Source organism: Calidifontibacter terrae (assembly GCF_054778835.1).
In genome coordinates this window covers 15,585-31,956 of record NZ_BAAGZF010000001.1, presented here as the reverse complement: position 1 = coordinate 31,956, position 16,372 = coordinate 15,585, and the positions used below count along the sequence as shown (strand labels likewise).

The 16,372-nt window shown below is 66.6% G+C and carries 16 protein-coding genes; 4 read left to right on the top strand and 12 right to left on the bottom strand.

Annotation, left to right across the window (positions count from 1 at the left end; translation table 11 throughout):
* Positions 1-18: 18 nt before the first annotated feature.
* On the bottom strand, positions 19-1,872 hold the full coding sequence (gene glmS / locus ACYU98_RS00140; protein ID WP_460466142.1) for a glutamine--fructose-6-phosphate transaminase (isomerizing): 1,854 nt from the start codon (positions 1,870-1,872) through the stop codon (positions 19-21).
* Positions 1,873-1,930: 58 nt separating this feature from the next.
* Here glmS and coaA point away from each other — a divergent pair, with 58 nt between their 5' ends.
* On the top strand, positions 1,931-2,890 hold the full coding sequence (gene coaA / locus ACYU98_RS00135) for a type I pantothenate kinase (protein WP_460466141.1): 960 nt from the start codon (positions 1,931-1,933) through the stop codon (positions 2,888-2,890).
* 8 nt (positions 2,891-2,898) lie between these two features.
* On the opposite strand, the gene ACYU98_RS00130 is transcribed toward coaA, so the two are convergent.
* From ACYU98_RS00130 to ACYU98_RS00115, 4 genes are all read right to left on the bottom strand, one after another.
* On the bottom strand, positions 2,899-3,354 hold the full coding sequence (locus ACYU98_RS00130; protein WP_460466140.1) for a hypothetical protein: 456 nt from the start codon (positions 3,352-3,354) through the stop codon (positions 2,899-2,901).
* Positions 3,355-3,418: 64 nt separating this feature from the next.
* A complete protein-coding gene (locus ACYU98_RS00125; protein WP_460466139.1) occupies positions 3,419-4,189 on the bottom strand; it encodes an aggregation-promoting factor C-terminal-like domain-containing protein in 771 nt (256 codons plus the stop codon).
* A gap of 192 nt (positions 4,190-4,381) precedes the next feature.
* Complete coding sequence (locus ACYU98_RS00120) at positions 4,382-5,689, bottom strand: PhoH family protein (protein WP_460466138.1); 1,308 nt, start codon at positions 5,687-5,689, stop codon at positions 4,382-4,384.
* A 294-nt stretch (positions 5,690-5,983) separates the two neighbouring features.
* Positions 5,984-6,748: an isoprenyl transferase gene (locus tag ACYU98_RS00115; protein ID WP_460466137.1), complete on the bottom strand. Its 765-nt coding sequence runs from the start codon at positions 6,746-6,748 to the stop codon at positions 5,984-5,986.
* A 108-nt stretch (positions 6,749-6,856) separates the two neighbouring features.
* Between ACYU98_RS00115 and trhA the strand changes: the two genes are divergently transcribed.
* Entirely contained in the window at positions 6,857-7,555 is a 699-nt protein-coding gene (gene trhA / locus ACYU98_RS00110) for a PAQR family membrane homeostasis protein TrhA (RefSeq protein ID WP_460466136.1), read from the top strand.
* Here the strand turns inward: trhA and ACYU98_RS00105 are convergent, their stop codons facing one another.
* Both ACYU98_RS00105 and mca read right to left on the bottom strand, forming a co-directional pair.
* Positions 7,556-7,756 carry a hypothetical protein gene (locus tag ACYU98_RS00105; RefSeq protein WP_460466135.1) on the bottom strand — a complete coding sequence of 67 codons (201 nt, stop codon included), beginning with the start codon at positions 7,754-7,756 and terminating at the stop codon, positions 7,556-7,558.
* Entirely contained in the window at positions 7,756-8,697 is a 942-nt protein-coding gene (gene mca, locus ACYU98_RS00100) for a mycothiol conjugate amidase Mca (RefSeq protein WP_460466134.1), read from the bottom strand. The genes ACYU98_RS00105 and mca overlap by 1 nt, the downstream gene beginning before the upstream one ends.
* Positions 8,698-8,748: 51 nt before the next feature.
* Between mca and ACYU98_RS00095 the strand changes: the two genes are divergently transcribed.
* The gene (locus tag ACYU98_RS00095) at positions 8,749-9,111 is read left to right on the top strand and encodes a DUF4307 domain-containing protein (protein WP_460466133.1); all 363 of its coding nucleotides are present in this window, start codon (positions 8,749-8,751) and stop codon (positions 9,109-9,111) included.
* 168 nt (positions 9,112-9,279) lie between these two features.
* Positions 9,280-9,774 carry a transcription elongation factor GreA gene (gene greA, locus ACYU98_RS00090; protein ID WP_460466132.1) on the top strand — a complete coding sequence of 165 codons (495 nt, stop codon included), beginning with the start codon at positions 9,280-9,282 and terminating at the stop codon, positions 9,772-9,774.
* A 59-nt stretch (positions 9,775-9,833) separates the two neighbouring features.
* Here the strand turns inward: greA and ACYU98_RS00085 are convergent, their stop codons facing one another.
* From ACYU98_RS00085 to ACYU98_RS00065, 5 genes are all read right to left on the bottom strand, one after another.
* Complete coding sequence (locus tag ACYU98_RS00085) at positions 9,834-10,667, bottom strand: ABC transporter permease (protein ID WP_460466131.1); 834 nt, start codon at positions 10,665-10,667, stop codon at positions 9,834-9,836.
* The gene (locus ACYU98_RS00080; RefSeq protein ID WP_460466130.1) at positions 10,664-11,632 is read right to left on the bottom strand and encodes an ATP-binding cassette domain-containing protein; all 969 of its coding nucleotides are present in this window, start codon (positions 11,630-11,632) and stop codon (positions 10,664-10,666) included. The genes ACYU98_RS00085 and ACYU98_RS00080 overlap by 4 nt, the downstream gene beginning before the upstream one ends.
* A gap of 70 nt (positions 11,633-11,702) precedes the next feature.
* On the bottom strand, positions 11,703-12,017 hold the full coding sequence (locus ACYU98_RS00075; protein WP_460466129.1) for a hypothetical protein: 315 nt from the start codon (positions 12,015-12,017) through the stop codon (positions 11,703-11,705).
* Positions 12,017-13,174 (bottom strand): cystathionine gamma-synthase, encoded by a 1,158-nt coding sequence (locus ACYU98_RS00070; RefSeq protein ID WP_460466128.1) that lies wholly within the window; start codon positions 13,172-13,174, stop codon positions 12,017-12,019. Before ACYU98_RS00070 ends, ACYU98_RS00075 begins: the two co-directional genes overlap by 1 nt.
* Positions 13,175-13,248: 74 nt before the next feature.
* Positions 13,249-16,275 (bottom strand): glycine--tRNA ligase, encoded by a 3,027-nt coding sequence (locus tag ACYU98_RS00065; protein WP_460466127.1) that lies wholly within the window; start codon positions 16,273-16,275, stop codon positions 13,249-13,251.
* Positions 16,276-16,372: the final 97 nt, after the last annotated feature.

The following is a 16,372-nucleotide window of genomic DNA, read 5'->3' as shown; positions in this document are numbered from 1 at the left end:
TGCTCCTGCCGGGCAGTTTCACTCGACGGTGACCGACTTGGCCAGGTTGCGCGGCTGGTCAACGTCGAGGCCCTTGGCCGTGGACAGTTCCAGCGCGAAAACCTGCAGCGGCACCACGGTCAGCAACGGCTGGAGCAGCGGCGAGGTGTGAGGCACCCGGATCACTTCGTCGGCGAACGGCACCACGGCTTCGTCGCCTTCCTGAGCGATGACCAGGGTGCGCGCACCGCGGGCGCGGATCTCCTGGATGTTGGAGACAACCTTGCCGTGCAGACCGTGCGGGGTGTCGGGGCCGGGAACCACGATAAACACAGGCTGCCCGGCGTCGATCAGCGCGATCGGACCATGCTTGAGCTCACCCGCGGCGAAACCCTCGGCGTGGATGTAGGCCAGCTCCTTGAGCTTGAGCGCACCCTCCATCGCGATGGGGTAGCCGACCTGGCGACCCAGGAAGAGCACCGAGCGAGTGTCGGCCATGAAACGGGCGATCTCGCGCACCCGGCTCATCGTGCCGAGCAGCTCCTCGATCTTGTCCGGAACGGTCTGCAGTTCGGCGAGAACAGCCTTGGCGTCCTGGGCGTAGGAATCGCCGCGCAACTGGGCGAGGTAGAGACCGAGGACGTAACAAGCGGTGATCTGCGCCAGGAAGGCCTTGGTCGAGGCGACGGCGATTTCGGGACCGGCGTGGGTATAGAGCACGGCGTCGGACTCGCGCGGGATCGTCGATCCGTGGGTGTTGCAGATGCTGATCGTTCGCGCGCCCAGATCGTGGGCATGCTTGACGGCCATCAGGGTGTCCATCGTCTCGCCGGACTGGCTGATCGAGACGACCAGCGTTCGGTCGTTGACGATCGGGTCGCAGTAGCGGAACTCGTGAGCCAGCGCGACCTCGACCGGGATCCGGGTCCAGTGTTCGATGGCGTATTTCGCGACCATTCCGGCGTACGCGGCGGTGCCGCAGGCGACGATCGTGATGCGGTCGACCGCGCGCAGTTCTTCCTCGCTGATCCGCAGTTCGTCCAGGACCAGCGAGCCGTCCTCGGCGGTACGACCCAGCAGGGTATCGGCGACGGCATGCGGCTGGTCGTTGATCTCCTTCTCCATGAAGGTGTCGTAGCCACTCTTTTCCGCAGCGGCTGCATCCCAGGTGACCTCGAAGCGCTTGCCCTCTGCCGGGCTGCCATCGAAGTTGACCACGGTGACCCCGTCGGGGGTGATCGTGGCGATCTGGTCCTGCTCCATCTCCATCGCGTGCTTGGTGTAGCCGATGAACGCAGCCACGTCGGAGCCCAGGAAGTTCTCGCCATCGCCGAGACCGACGACCAACGGGCTGTTGCGGCGAGCGCCGACGACGACACCCGGCTGATCGGCGTGGACCGCGAGCAGGGTGAACGCACCCTCCAGGCGTTGTACGACACGACGCATCGACTCGGTCAGGTCACCGTCGTAGTCCTTGGCCAGCAGTTGAGCGACGACCTCGGTGTCGGTCTCGCTGGCGAACTCGACACCGTCGTCGAGCAGTTCCTTCTTGAGCGTGTGGAAGTTCTCGATGATTCCGTTGTGGATCAGGGCGAACTTGCCGTCGACGCCGCCACGGTGAGGGTGGGCGTTCTCGTCGGTCGGGCCGCCGTGGGTAGCCCAGCGAGTGTGGCCGATCGCGGTCCGCGAGTCGGCGACGGGGTGGGCATCAAGGTCGGAGCGCAGGTTGACCAGCTTGCCCGACCGCTTGCGCACCGTCACCGTGTCACCGGTCACCAGGGCAACACCGGCGGAGTCGTAGCCGCGGTATTCCAACCTGGCCAGTCCCTCCATCACAACGTCAAGGGCGTTTTGGCCGTCCCGTTGGCCGACATATCCGACGATTCCACACATGCGGCACAGCCTAGAGCCTGCGCGTCGCTCCCCCTGCACGGCGGCCGGGCGCGTCACAATGACCGACGTGTCACGACCGTCCGCGGCTGAGTCGCCCTACCTCGAGTTCAGCCGTGCCCAATGGGCGGGCCTGCGCGACAGCCATCCGATGAGCCTGTCCGCCGACGACGTACGCCGCCTGGAGGGAACTGGTGATCGGATCGACCTGCAGGAGGTCGAAGACGTCTACCTGCCACTGTCGCGACTGCTCAACATCTACGTGCGCGCCACCTCGCGCCTACACCGCGTCACCTCCGACTTCCTCGGTGAGACGCCGGAGAAAACCCCGTTCGTCATCGGTGTCGCCGGCTCGGTGGCCGTCGGCAAGTCGACGACCGCGAGAGTGCTGCGCGAACTGCTGGCCCGCTGGCCCGGCACCCCGCACATCGAGCTGGTCACCACCGACGGTTTTCTTTTTCCCAATGCCGAGTTGGAGCGCCGAGGGATCCTCGGCCGCAAGGGTTTTCCGGAGTCGTACGACCGCCGCGCTCTGGTGCGTTTCGTCGCCGAAGTGAAGTCGGGCAAGCAGGAGGTGACCGCGCCGGTCTACTCCCACCTGACCTACGACATCGTTCCCGAGGGACGCATCATCGTGCGCCAGCCCGACGTGTTGATCATGGAGGGCCTCAACGTGTTGCAGCCCTCGCAGCCGAGCCGCGACCGGCGCAACACGCTCACCCTGTCGGACTACTTCGATTTTTCGGTTTACGTCGATGCGCGTGAGGTCGACATCCGCCGCTGGTACGTCGACCGTTTTCTCGGGCTGCGGCGCACCGCGTTCGCCGATCCGGACTCCTACTTCCACCGCTACGCGTCGCTGAGCGATGACGAGGCGGTCGAGCGCGCCAACAACATCTGGGACGACATCAACCGCCCGAACCTGGTCGCGAACATTCAGCCCACGCGCAGTCGCGCGACGGCGGTGTTGACCAAGGGGTCCGACCACGCGATCAATCGGGTCAGCCTGCGCAAGCTCTGAGCACTGCGTCAGCGACGGGCGTCGCTGGGTTCGTCGTCCTCGTAGGCGTCGTCGGTCGAGTCCTCGGCGTCGCCGTCCGTCGGGTCGCCGTAGCTGTCGTCGTAGGAATCCTCGTCGCCTTCGAAGGAGTCGTAGGAATCCTCGTCGTCACCAAACTCAAGGTCGTCGATGAGCGACTCGTCGGTCTCTTCGTCGTCAACCTCGACCTCGGCTCGTCGGGCTCGAACCCAGAGCACCATGAAGATGGCCGCGAAGACGGCGAGAACGCCGAACCCGCAGAGTAATCCGCCGAAGATGCTGTAGAGCAGACGGGACGCTGAGGTGGCGGGGGTGCCACCGGTGTTGTCGTTGTCGAACGAGGGCGCCAACGAGTTGCCCCACGCCGCGCCGCCGACGCCGGCCAAAACCGACAGGACGATGCCCACCAGCCAATAGGCGGCGGTGGCCAGACGGTTGCCGATCATCAGGGCCTTTCCCGGTCAGTCGATGGGTTGTGCAGGAACCTCACATACTGGCCTGCGACGCCGATCAGTACCAGTTGGTTGCGACCGAGTGCGCCCATGCGCCGCAAGGCGAACCGTAGGACGCCTTGATATAGCCCAAGCCCCACCGGATCTGGGTGGCCGGGTTGGTGCGCCAGTCGCTGCCCGCGCTGGCCATCTTGCTGCCCGGCAGGGACTGCGGGATGCCGTAGGCACCCGACGAACCGTTGGTCGCGCCGACGGTCCAGCCCGACTCCTTGTTCCAGAGGTTGTTGAGGCAGCCGAACTGCCCGGAGCTCCAACCGTACGACGCCAGCATCGACATCGCGATCGAGCGCGGATCACCGCTGTAGGTGGCGACGCGAGACGGGGCGACCTTCTTCGGCGCGACGGCCTTCGGCGCAGCGGTCGCGGCGTGCTTTCCGGCCGGTGCAGCGGCGACGGCAGGAGCGGGCTGGGTGAACGGCTTTGCGGCCGTCGAGAGCGACAGGCGGTGCAGGGCGTTGGCGTTGCTTGCCTTGGCCCGCAGGGCGGCAGCCGCCTGAGTGGCGGAGACGCGCTGCTGCGAGCGGCTCGCGGACTGCTGGGAACGCTGGGCGATCGCCTGGCGCATCGCATCGGGGGTCGCCTGGACGCTCGGGGCGTAGGAGACCTCGGCGTCGCTGATCCGCAGGGACGCCGAGGAGACGGTTCCAGCGCTGGCACCATCGGTCACGGTGGACAGAACGGCCGCACCAGAGGCGACCGCGACCGTGGCAATGGCGGCGGGACGGTTGGACCGGCGGGGGGCGTAGTGACGACCGCGACGACGAGACATGTGTTCCTTCCAAGGGGTGTGGCCCCAGTCACAACGCGTTCCTGCGCCGTTACCAGTTCGAGACCTCGCAGCAGCATGCCGTATGCCGGCGATTGCCACAAATCCGCGACACCAACCCTGTGGACAACTACGGTGGGGCCGGATCTCACCAGAACCGACCCCACCGACGAGCGCGAACGATGTTCGACCTGATCAGCTCAGGTCGCTGCCCTCCAGCAAATCGGTGACCAGCGCCGCGATCGGACTGCGCTCGCTGCGAGTCAGCGTGACGTGGCCAAACAGCGGGTGCCCCTTCAGTTTCTCGATGACAGCCGCGATTCCGTCGTGGCGACCGACCCGCAGGTTGTCGCGCTGCGCGACGTCGTGGGTGAGCACCACCCGGGAGTTCTGCCCGATCCGGGACAACACCGTCAGGAGCACGTTCCGCTCCAACGACTGAGCTTCATCGACGATCACGAAGGCGTCATGCAGCGAGCGCCCGCGGATGTGGGTCAACGGCAACACCTCGAGCAGTTCGCGATCCATGACCTCCTCGACCACCTCGCGCGACACGACCGCGCTCAGGGTGTCGAAGACCGCTTGGGCCCAGGGGCCCATCTTTTCGTTCTCCGACCCCGGCAGGTAGCCGAGCTCCTGGCCGCCGACGGCGTACAACGGGCGGAAGACGATGACCTTGCGGTGCTGGCGCCGCTCCATGACCGCTTCCAGCCCGGCGCAGAGCGCGAGCGCCGACTTGCCGGTTCCGGCGCGCCCGCCGAGGCTGACAATGCCAACATCCGGGTCGAGCAGCATGTCGAGCGCGATCCGCTGTTCGGCGGAGCGGCCGTGCAGGCCGAAGGCATCCCGATCACCACGCACCAGGCGAACGCTCTTGTCCGCCATCACCCGCCCGAGCGCGCTTCCCCGCGGCCCGAGCATGACGACTCCGGTATTGCACGGCAGTTCGGCTGCCGTGGCGTGTTCGAGGCGCCCCTGGTCGTACAACGCGTCCATGTCGGCCGCGGTGATGTCGAGTTCGGTGGTGCCCATCCAGCCGCTGTCCACGGCGAGTTCAGCGCGGTATTCCTCCGCGCGCAAACCGACCGAGGACGCTTTGACCCGCATCGGCAGGTCTTTGCTGACGACGGTGACTGCATGGCCCTCATCGGCGAGGTTCTTTGCAACGGCGAGGATGCGAGTGTCGTTGTCGCCCAACCGATATCCGGCCGGTAGCACGTCTGAGTTGATGTGGTTGAGCTCGACCCGCAGGGTGCCGCCCTCACCGATCGGCACCGGGCGGTCGAGGCCGCCGTGTTCGACCCGCAGGTCATCGAGCATCCGCAACGCGGAGCGGGCGAAGTAGCCCAGTTCCGGGTGGTGCCTCTTGGCTTCCAGCTCGGTGACCACGACCACCGGGAGCACGACTTCGTGTTCGGCGAACCTGGTCATTGCGCGTGGATCGGACAACAGGACGGAGGTGTCGATCACGTAGGTACGTGAACTGTCCTGGTCAGCAGTCATGCCCACTCCTCTTGCCACGCCAACGGAACCGTCGCGGTGGCTACTCGCGGATGGTGTGCCGGTGCCGAGCCCACGGACGGGCCGGTGCCGGCCCGCCTTCCGCAGCTACGAGTCGCTGCATCTAGTGGGCCCTCCCGAACGTCGCGCTCGGTTGCGCGGCGTCGTTTCGGACAGTACGACTCGAACCCATCGGTACGCCGCAAAAACGCCGCATTCGCCGAAGGGTTTACAGGAAGTTCACTTGCCGGCTTTTGGTCGTTATAACGACCAGATCCCATGACTACGGGCGTAGTGCTATTTGCCCATCCGCCGGTTCCGCAGCGCGTAGTCGCGCAGCGCGCGCAGGAAGTCGACCCGGCGGAAGTCGGGCCAGTAGGCCTCACAGAAGTAGAACTCCGAGTAGGCGCTCTGCCAGAGCAGGAAACCGCCGAGGCGCTGCTCCCCCGAGGTGCGAATCACCAGGTCGGGATCGGGCTGGCCCTTGGTGTAAAGGTGTTCGGCGATGTGCTCGACGTCGAGGATCTCGGCGAGCTGCTCGATCGAGGTGCCGTCGGCAGCGTGGGCGCGCAGCAACGAACGTACGGCCTCGGCAATCTCCTGTCGGCCGCCGTAGCCGACCGCGATGTTCACGATCAGACCGTCGACCTCGCGGGTGCTCTCGGCCGCCTCTTTCAATACGGCCGCGGTGTGGTCGGGCAGCATCGTCAACGCGCCGACCGGGTTGATCCGCCAGCGTTCACGGGAGGCGAGTTCGGCGACGACCCCCTCGATGATTGACAGCAGCGGAGTCAGTTCCTGCGCCGGTCGCGCAAGGTTGTCGGTCGACAGCAACCACAAGGTCACGACCTCGACGCCGACCTCCTCACACCATCCGAGGAACGGCTCGATGTTGTCTGCGCCGGCCTGGTGACCGGCCGCCGTGTCGGCGCCGTGGGCCTTGGCCCAGCGCCGGTTGCCATCGAGCATCACACCGACGTGTCGCGGCAAGTTGTCCTTGCGCAGCGATCGGGCGAGATGGCGCTCGTACGCGCCGTAGAGCAGATCGCTCGGTGTGCCCATCGCGTTGGGTGTCCTTGTCGTCGTACGGCCGCGTCCACCCCCACGATAGGCCCCGCCAGGTGCTGAACCGGGAATGGCTGCCCCAGGCCCGCGCCCTAGGCTGACCCCATGAAACAGACCGGCGGGCCGATAGAGCGCGCGCAGGAGGATGCCTCCGCGCTGATCGCTCGGATGAAACCCAAGCTGCGCGGCTGGCTGCACACCGGAATGTTCCCGACCGCGATGGTCGCCGGGTTGGTGCTGGTGATGGTTGCGCCGACTTTCCGCGGGCGGGTCGGCGGGTTCATCTTCACCCTCAGCGCCGGCCTGCTGTTCGGCATCTCGGCGGTCTATCACCGCGGATCGTGGTCACCTCGGACCGAGGGCTTCCTGAAGCGCTTCGACCACTCCAACATTTTCCTGATCATTGCCGGCACCTACACGCCGTTCGCGTTGACCCTGCTGCCGGAGCGACGCAGCATCGAGCTGCTGCTCACCGTGTGGATCGGCGCGTTCCTGGGTGTGGTCTTCCGGATCTTCTGGGTTGGTGCACCGCGCTGGTTGTACGTTCCGATTTACCTCGCGCTGGGATGGGTCGCGGTGTTCTTCTGGGGCGACCTGATGACCCATGGCGGAACGGCGATCTGCGCGCTGCTGGCCGCCGGCGGCTTGTGTTACACGGTCGGCGCGGTGGTTTACGGCACCAAGCGCCCCAATCCGTCACCGACCTGGTTCGGGTTCCACGAGATCTTCCACGCGTTGACCCTGGCCGGGTTCACCTGCCACTACATCGCGGCAATGCTCGCGGTGTTCAAGCCAACGCCCTGATCAGTCGTCCTCAGGCCGCTGCGACGGTGCCTTGGGCACCCCGGGATCCTTAGCGCGCTCCCGGTCGGACTCCTCGAACCGGACCTTGCGCAGGTGTCGGTTCATGCTGCGGAACAACACCCAGCAGGCCAGGCCGAGCCCGAAGAGGATGACGAATCCCCAGATGCCGGCCGTGACGTTCGTCGCTTCGGTCCCACCCATCAGGCGACCTCACGCTTCTTGACATCGTCGACGACCAGGGCCGGAGGGTCGGTCGCGAGCGCATCTGCCGCGGCGACGTCGGTGGGGATTCCGGCGAACAGATCGTCTTCGCCGTCGGGAACCGCCACGAAGCTGGCTGCGAGGTCGAACTCCTCGGTCGGCCAGAGTTCGCCCTGCTGCGCCGGTGTCAGCGCGAAGAACGAGCTGTCCGGGTCGATCTGGGTGGCGTGGGCCAGCAGCGCCTGCTCCCGCTGCGCGAAGTAGTCGGCGCACTCGATCCGGGTGGTCACCCGACCCGCGGGACGGTCTTCCCAGCGGGCCATCCACTCGGCGAACGGCGACTCTTTGCCCATCGCCAGCAAACCTTCGTGCATCGCCACGATCTTCTCCTTGGAGAAGCCGCGGTCGTAATAAACCTTCAGCGGCTGCCAGGGTTCGCCGGCTCCCGGGAAACGCTGCGGGTCGGCGGCCGCGCGGAACGCAGCGAGCGACACGTCGTGGCACATGATGTGGTCGGGGTGCGGGTAGCCGCCGTTTTCGTCGTACGTCGTCAGGACGTGCGGACGGAACTCCCGAATAACTCGTACGAGCGCCTCGGTTGTCACCTCCAGCGGTTCCAACCCGAAGCAGCCAGTCGGCAACGGCGGCAGCGGGTCGCCCTCGGGCAGGCCGGAGTCGACGAAGCCGAGCCAGACATGCTCGACGCCGAGGGCCGCCTGAGCGGCTGCCATCTCGCGGCGCCGGACCTCCGGCAGGTTTCGCTTGATCTCTGCGTCGTTCTCCAGCTTCTTGTTCAGAACGTCGCCGCGCTCGCCCCCGGTGCAGGTGGCGACCATCACTCGGTGACCGGTCGCGGCATACTTCGCCAGCGTCGCGGCCCCCTTGCTCGACTCATCATCGGGGTGCGCATGCACCGCGAGCAGTCGCAACTGTTCCGTCACTGAATCCACCTCGTCGTAAAGCCCGGTTTGGCCCGGCCTATCCTCTCACTCATGCAGAGCCCCGCCGCGCCCACGTCCCAGCGCCGGTGGTGGGTGATCGGTGGAATCCTCGTCACGATCGGCGTCGCCCTGTCGATCTGGTGGGGCGTCTCCGCCAGCCGGGGAATCTCCTGGGAACAGGCGCAGAACACGGTCGTCAGCAACACCCGGGTCAGCGTCACCTTCGACGTCATCAACCAGAACAACCGCCCGGTGACCTGCACCCTGATCGCCTACGACCTCAGCCACACCCAGGTCGGCAAGGTCGACGTGCACCTGCCGGGCAGCCACTTCCAGAGCACCCGCTACACCCGTACGGTGCAGACCGCGGCGCCCGCGGTGACCGGCATGGTCGATCACTGCGCACTCGGCTGAACCTGCTGCGCGAGGTCTCGGCCAAACGCCAACTCGTGTGACATCGAGTGTGACGCGGCGTACAGTGGATCTTTCATACCTACAGGCCAGGTCTGGACTCCCGCAGGGCGGGTGGTCCGGGCCTCGACTTTTGAACGCAAGGCGAGCTATCGCCGCAAGGAGACAATTGTGACTAGCACTTCCGAGGCCTCCTCGACCTACCTCACGCAGGAGGCGTATGACCGTCTGAAGGCCGAGCTCACCCATTTGTCCGGCGCGGGCCGTCACGAGATCGCCAAGCGCATCGAGGAAGCCCGCCTGGAGGGTGACCTCAAGGAAAACGGTGGCTACCACGCGGCTAAGGACGAGCAGGGCAAGATGGAAGCCCGCATTCGTCAGCTCGAGGCGCTGTTGCGCGACGCGACGGTTGGCGAGAAGCCGGCCGATGACGGCATCGTTGAACCCGGCATGGTCGTGACCGTCGAGATGCTCGGCGACACCGAGAAGTTCCTGCTCGGCAGCCGCGAGATCGCCGGCGACACCGACATGGACGTCTACTCGGAGAAGTCGCCGCTGGGCGCGGCCATCCTGGGCCGCAAGAAGGGCGACACGACGTCGTACGACGCACCGAACGGCAAGACCATCGAGGTCAAGATCGTCGACGCGGTGCCCTACAACGGCTGAGTTCCACCGCACACGCAAAGGGGCTGCCTCCCGACTGGGAGGCAGCCCCTTTGCGTGTGTCAGGCGGCTACTGCCTTGCGATAAGCCCGCGTCGACAGCGGCACGAAAATCACCAGCAGCAAGACCGCCCAAGCGGCGGTGTAGATCCACGGGTGTTGCAGCGCCCAGGTGTAGCGCGTCGCGGTGTCGACGGCGGCGTGGTCGGCGCCGCCGCTGAGCGCGTAAAGGTTGCCGAACCCTTCGCGGGCCGCCTGGGTGATCGTCGACACCGGGTTCCATCCGGCGAAAGCTTTGAGCACAGCGGGCATGTTCTGCGACGGAACGAAGGTGTTGGCGATGAAGGTCACCGGGAAGATCACCATGAACGAGGCGTTGTTGACGACCTCCGGCGAACGCACCTTGAGTCCGATGAACGCGAACATCCAGGACAGCGAGAACGCGAACAGCAGCATTAACAGGTAAGCCCCGACGGCGTCGGTGAAACTGCCGCGCAGCCGCCACCCGATCAACAGACCGGTCAGCGACATCACGATCAGCACGATCACGTTGTTGAGGACGTCGGTGAAGGTGCGGCCGAAGAGCACCGCGCTGGGGTGCATCGGCAGGGTGCGGAAGCGGTCGATCACACCCTTCTTCATGTCCTCGGCCATCATGTAGCCGGTGATCGTGGCACCGAAGATGATCGTCTGCGTGAAGATCCCGGCCATCATGAACTCGCGGTATCCGGACTGCGCGCCCGCGCCTGCTCCGGCCAATGAACCGAAGACATAGCCGAACAGCAGCACGAACATGATCGGCTGAAGTGTGGTGAACACCAGCAGGTCGGGCACCCGCCGGATCTTCAGCAGATTGCGTTTCGAGACCGCGGCGACATCGCCCAGGAACTCGTTCATACCGTCTTCTCCCCCTCGCCTGTCCCCTCGGCCGCGTGGCCGGTCAGCGACAGGAATGCATCATCCAAAGTCGGGCGGCGGATCCCGATGTCTTGCACCGTGATTGAAACGTCGTCGAGTCGTCGTACGGCGGCCAGCAGCGATTGAGTTCCGCCGTCGACCGGCATGATCACCTGACGGGTCTGCCGGTCGATGCTGGGTTCGGAGCTGCCCACGGGCAGCAGCGCCCGCGCAGCCTCGTCGAGCCGTTCCTCATCGGCGACGGTGACCTCGAGCCGTTCACCGCCGACCTGGGCCTTCAGTTGGTCGGCTGTTCCCTCGGCGATGATCCGGCCACGGTCGATCACGATGATGTTATCGGCGAGGCGGTCGGCCTCTTCGAGATATTGGGTGGTCAGCAACACCGATGCGCCGTCGCCCACCAGCGAGGTGATGACGTCCCACATGTCGCCACGGCTGCGTGGGTCGAGTCCGGTGGTCGGTTCGTCGAGGAAGATCACCGGCGGCCGGGCGACCAGGGCGCCGGCGAGGTCGAGCCGGCGGCGCATGCCACCTGAGTAGGTCTTGGCCGGGCGGTCGGCGGCATCCTCCAACCGGAACTGAGCAAGCAGTTCCCGCGCCCGAGTCTTTGCCTGCGCGCGACCCAGGTGGTAGAGCCGGCCGACCATCTCGAGGTTTTCGTAGCCGGTGAGATATTCATCGACCGCGGCGAACTGTCCGGAGACGCCGATCCGGCGGCGGACATCTTGAGCCTGGGTCGCCACATCACCACCGGCGACGGTGGCGCGGCCACCGTCCATCGGGATCAGCGTTGTGAGCATCCGGACCGTCGTGGTTTTGCCGGCGCCGTTAGGCCCGAGGACGCCCAGAACGCTGCCCTGGGGCACCTGCAGCGAGACCCCATCGACCGCCTTCACGTCCTTGAAATGCTTGACGAGATTCTCGGCTTCAACGGCGACAGACATGCTTCTCAGTCTGCCATCCAGGGGTGACAGCACTGCTCAGAGGAACAATCTCCTGACCGACCCTTTACCTTCAGCTGCTTGCTATCGCCGCGGCGAGGGCGAGCAGTGCGCAGGCAACCACCAACCAGCCCCACAAGACCCGGGTCTGCCCCGGCTGTGGCGGCAGCGTCGGCGGATCTTCGCTGCTCGGACGGGCGTAAGGGGACGTCACCGTGGGCATCGGTTTCGCGTTCTGATCGAACGGGCCACCGGCGCGGGACTGCTCCCAGCGCCGCATCAGAGCGACCTGGCGACGATGGTCCTCCCAACGCGCCTTCTCGACGGCGGCCGTGCGGAACAGCGCGACCGCCGCTCCCCCGAGCAGCACGACCACCACCCAGAGCATCAGCCGAGAGCCTGGTCGAGGTCGGCGATGAGGTCCTCGACGTTTTCGATGCCGACCGAGAGCCGGATCAGGTCGCCGGGAACCTCAAGTTCGGTGCCCTTGACGCTGGCGTGGGTCATCCGCGCTGGGTGCTCGATCAGCGACTCGACGCCGCCGAGCGATTCACCCAGGGTCCAAACCTTGGTACGCCCGATGGCATCGACCGCGTTCTGCTCGCCGCCGTCGAGCTGGAAGCTGACCATCCCGCCGAACCGCTTCATCTGGCGGGCGGCGATGTCGTGGCCGGGGTGGGAGTCCAGCCCCGGATAGTGGATCGCGTTCACATCGGGTCGACCCTGCAGGTAGGCCACGACCTGCTCGGCGTTCGTGCAGTGCTGTTCCATCCGCACCGCGAGGGTTTTCAGCCCGCGCAACACCAACCACGAGTCCATTGGGCCAGCCACCGCGCCGAGCGAATTCTGGTGGAACGCAACGGCATCGGCAAGTTCGTCGCGGCCCTTGCCGACGATCAGTGCGCCACCGACGACGTCGCTGTGACCACCGGCGTACTTGGTCGTCGAGTGCATCACGATGTCGGCGCCGAGCGAGAGCGGCTGCTGCAGGTAGGAGGAGGCGAAGGTGTTGTCGACGGCAAGCAAGACGCCGGCGTCCTTGGCCACCGCAGCGATGGCCGCGATGTCGGCGATGCCCAGCATCGGGTTCGTCGGGGTTTCGATCCAGATCAGCTTGGTGACGCCCGGGCGGATCTCGCCACGGATGGCGTCGGCCTGCGCGACCTTGGCCAGGCTGTAGTCGACGCCCCACCGCTTGAGCGTCTTGTCGACCAGGCGGAAGGTGCCGCCGTAGGCGTCGGTCGGAATGACGATGTGATCACCCGGCTGCAACACCGCGCGTAACAGGGTGTCCTCCGCGGCCAGCCCAGAGGCGAACGCGAATCCCCTTGCCCCGCCTTCGATCTCGGCCAGACAGGTCTCCAACGCCGTACGGGTCGGGTTGGCCGAACGCGAATACTCGTAGCCCTCCCGGAAGCCGCCGACGCCGTCCTGTTTGTAGGTCGAGGTCTGGTAGATCGCCGGGGTCACGGCGCCGGTGCGCGGATCAGGTTCGGACCCGGCGTGGATGGCGCGGGTGGAGAAACCATGCTGCTCGTTGCTCATGCGAACAGCCTACGGTCGGCTGCACTTCTCAGCGGCGCCTGACCCCGAACCCCCGCGACCAACCCGTTTGGAAGTTAGGCGCCGGCGTGGACGGCCTTCCAGTCCAGCCCCTGTGGCGCGCGGGCGACCACGGTCTGCAGCAGGCCCAGGCGGGCCGCTTTGACGTCGGGGTCCTCGGCCATGACCAGCACCTCGTCGAAGAAGGTGTTCAGCGGGTCGACCAGCGGCAACGCGTCGGGCACCCAATCCGGCAGTCCATTGGCGGCGTGGTCGGCCAGCCCGTCGACCTTGTCGGCCAGCGCGGTCTCGGCCGGTTCGCTGAGCTTGCTGCGGTCGTACGACGCCGGGGTGCCCGCAGGGACAATCCGGGTGATCCGTTGGACGGCCTCGACCAAGGCAGCGAACTGCGGCTCCTTACGCGCTGCGGCGAGATCGGCGAGCGCCTGCTCGGCGCGGCCGGGGGCGTCGGCGAGCGCGGTGATGGCCGCGGTCTGCTCTGCCGAGTAGCCCTCGTCGCGCAGCTGCTGCAGGAACCGGCCCTCGATGAATTCCTTTGCGGCAGCGAGCGATTCGTCGCTCACCGCAACCCCCTGCGTACGAAGTCGGTCGGCCGCAGCGGCCAATCCGGCCGTGATCGTGATGCCGGAGAGCTCGCTGCGCGAGCGCAGGATGCTGGCCAGGCCGAGCGCCGCGCGGCGCAGCGCGAACGGGTCGGAGGAACCGGTCGGCTTGGCGCCGATCGCGAACATCGCGGTCAGCAGGTCGAGCCGGTCGGCGACACCCAGCAGCGCGCCGGGAGTGGCGGTGGGCAACGCGCCGCCAGCCGACCGCGGCAACTCCATCTCCCACAGCGCGGCGGCAACCGCCGGGGTCTCCCCCGCCTGAGCGGCGTATTCCTGGGCCATGAAACCAGCCAGGGACGACAGCTCGACCACCATCTGCGAGGACAGGTCGAACTTGGCCAGTTCGCCGGCGCGGGTCATCGTCGCGCGGTCGGCGGCAGACACCTCGATCGAATCGGCGAGCGCCGCAGCGACGTCCTTGATGCGGTCGGCGCGGTCGGACATCGACCCGAGGCGGTCCTCGAAGGTCAACTTTCCAATGCCGGCGCGCAGGTCGGCCAGCGGCACCAGAAGGTCGGCGTCGTAGAAGAAGGCGGCGTCGTCATAACGAGCTCGCAGCACCGACTCGTTGCCGCCGCGAACCACGTCGTCGTCGCAATCGCCGTTGGCCATCGTCACGAAGTGGGGCATCAGCGATCCGTCGGCGGCGCGCACCGGCAGGTAGCGCTGGTGCTTGCGCATGACGGTGGTGAGGATCTGCTCGGGGACGCGCAGGTATTTCTCGTCGAACGAACCGAGGATCCCGTGGGGCTGCTCGACCAGGTTGGTGATCTCATCAACCAGGGCCGACTCCGCGTCGAAGTCGATGCTGCCGCCGACCGAGGTGGCCAGCGCGGTCGCCTGTTCGACGACCTGGGCGCGGCGCTGCGCCGGGTCGAGCACGATCCCCTTTCCGCTCAACAGGGCGGTCAGTTCGTCGGCCGTGCTGACCGGCACCAACGCCTGGGGGTCGGTGCGGTGGACATACGTCGTACGGCCGGTGCGCAGCTGCGAAATCTGCGCCGGCACCAGGTCGGCGCCCCACATCGCGACCAACCAGCGGACCGGACGGCTGTAGGACAGGTCGGGGTCGCCCCAGCGCATGTTCTTGTCGGCGCGCAACGAGCCGACGACGGTCTCGACGATTTCGCCGAGCACCTCCAGCACGCCCCGGCCCGGCTGCGCCACCTTCACCGCAACGTGTTCGGCGCCGTCGAACTGCGCGCGTACGAGGTCGGTCACGGCGACCTTCTGGCCGCGGGCGAAGCCCTCGCAGGCCCTGCTCGGGTTGCCTTCGGCATCGAAGGCTGCGGACACCTTCGGACCCTTACGCAGGGTCTCGGCGTCGGGTTCGTGAGCCGAGACCGACGCGACGGTGGCGACGATTCGGCGGGGGGTGCCGACAACGGTGACGTCGCCGTGGTCGAGCCGCGAGCCGGCCAGACCGTCGGTGATCCCACTGCGCACCTGCTCGATCGCCTGCTCGACGACATGGGGCGGCAGTTCCTCGACGCCGACCTCGAAGGCGAACGTCTGAGGCTGGTCGGAGGTGGCCTTGGCCGGCAGCGACTCACCCTCACTGGGCGGCATGACCGCCTGGCCGGTGATCATCTTCTGCGCTTCGCCGTGTGGCTTCAGCAGGGGGTGGCCAAGTTCTTCCCGGCGAGCGGTCCACAACGCGCCGGTTTCGCGCGCCAACCGGCGCATCAGCGAGAACGAACGGGCTCGCTCGGTGGTCGACACCGCGCCGCGGCTGTCGAGCACGTTGAACGCGTGGGACGACTTCAACACGTAGGTCCACGCGGGCACCGGCAGGCCAGCCTCAACCAGCCGCTGCGCTTCGGCGGTGTAGCGCTCGAAGAGCTCGCGGTTGGTCTGCACGTCGGCGGTTTCGAGGTAGTAGGTGGACATCTCGAACTCGTTCTGACCGAACACCTCGCCGTAGCTGATGCCCGGCGCGTATTCCATGTCCTTGAAGTGCGAAACGCCCTGCAGCGCCATCATGATTCGCTCGATGCCGTAGGTCAGCTCGACGCTGATCGGCTCGAGGTTCTGCCCGACGACCTGCTGGAAATAGGTGAACTGGGTGACCTCCATGCCGTCCAGCCAGACCTCCCAGCCCAGACCCCACGCGCCGATCGCCGGCTGCTGCCAGTTGTCCTCAACGAAGCGCACGTCGTGGGCGTTCAGGTCGATGCCCAGCGCGGCCAGCGATTCGAGGTAGAGCTCCTGCGGGTTGCCCGGGTCGGGTTTGAGGATCACCTGGAACTGGGTGTGGGTCTGCAGCCGGTTCGGGTTCTCGCCGTAACGGCTGTCATCGGGCCGTACGGACGGCTCGACGTAGGCGACACGCCACGGTTCCGGACCCAACACCCGCATGACAGTGGCCGGGTTCATCGTTCCCGCGCCCGCCTCGGTGTTGGTCGGCTGGACCACCATGCAGCCACGGTCGGTCCAGAACTTCTGCAGGGTGAGGAGGGCTTCTTGAACGGTCAGCACCCGCACAGGTTATCGACCACGGTGCCCTACCTCCCAAATGCTGCGGTTGCCGCCGGACGCTGCAGGTAGAACGTCAGCGTTTGACCGCAACTGCAGG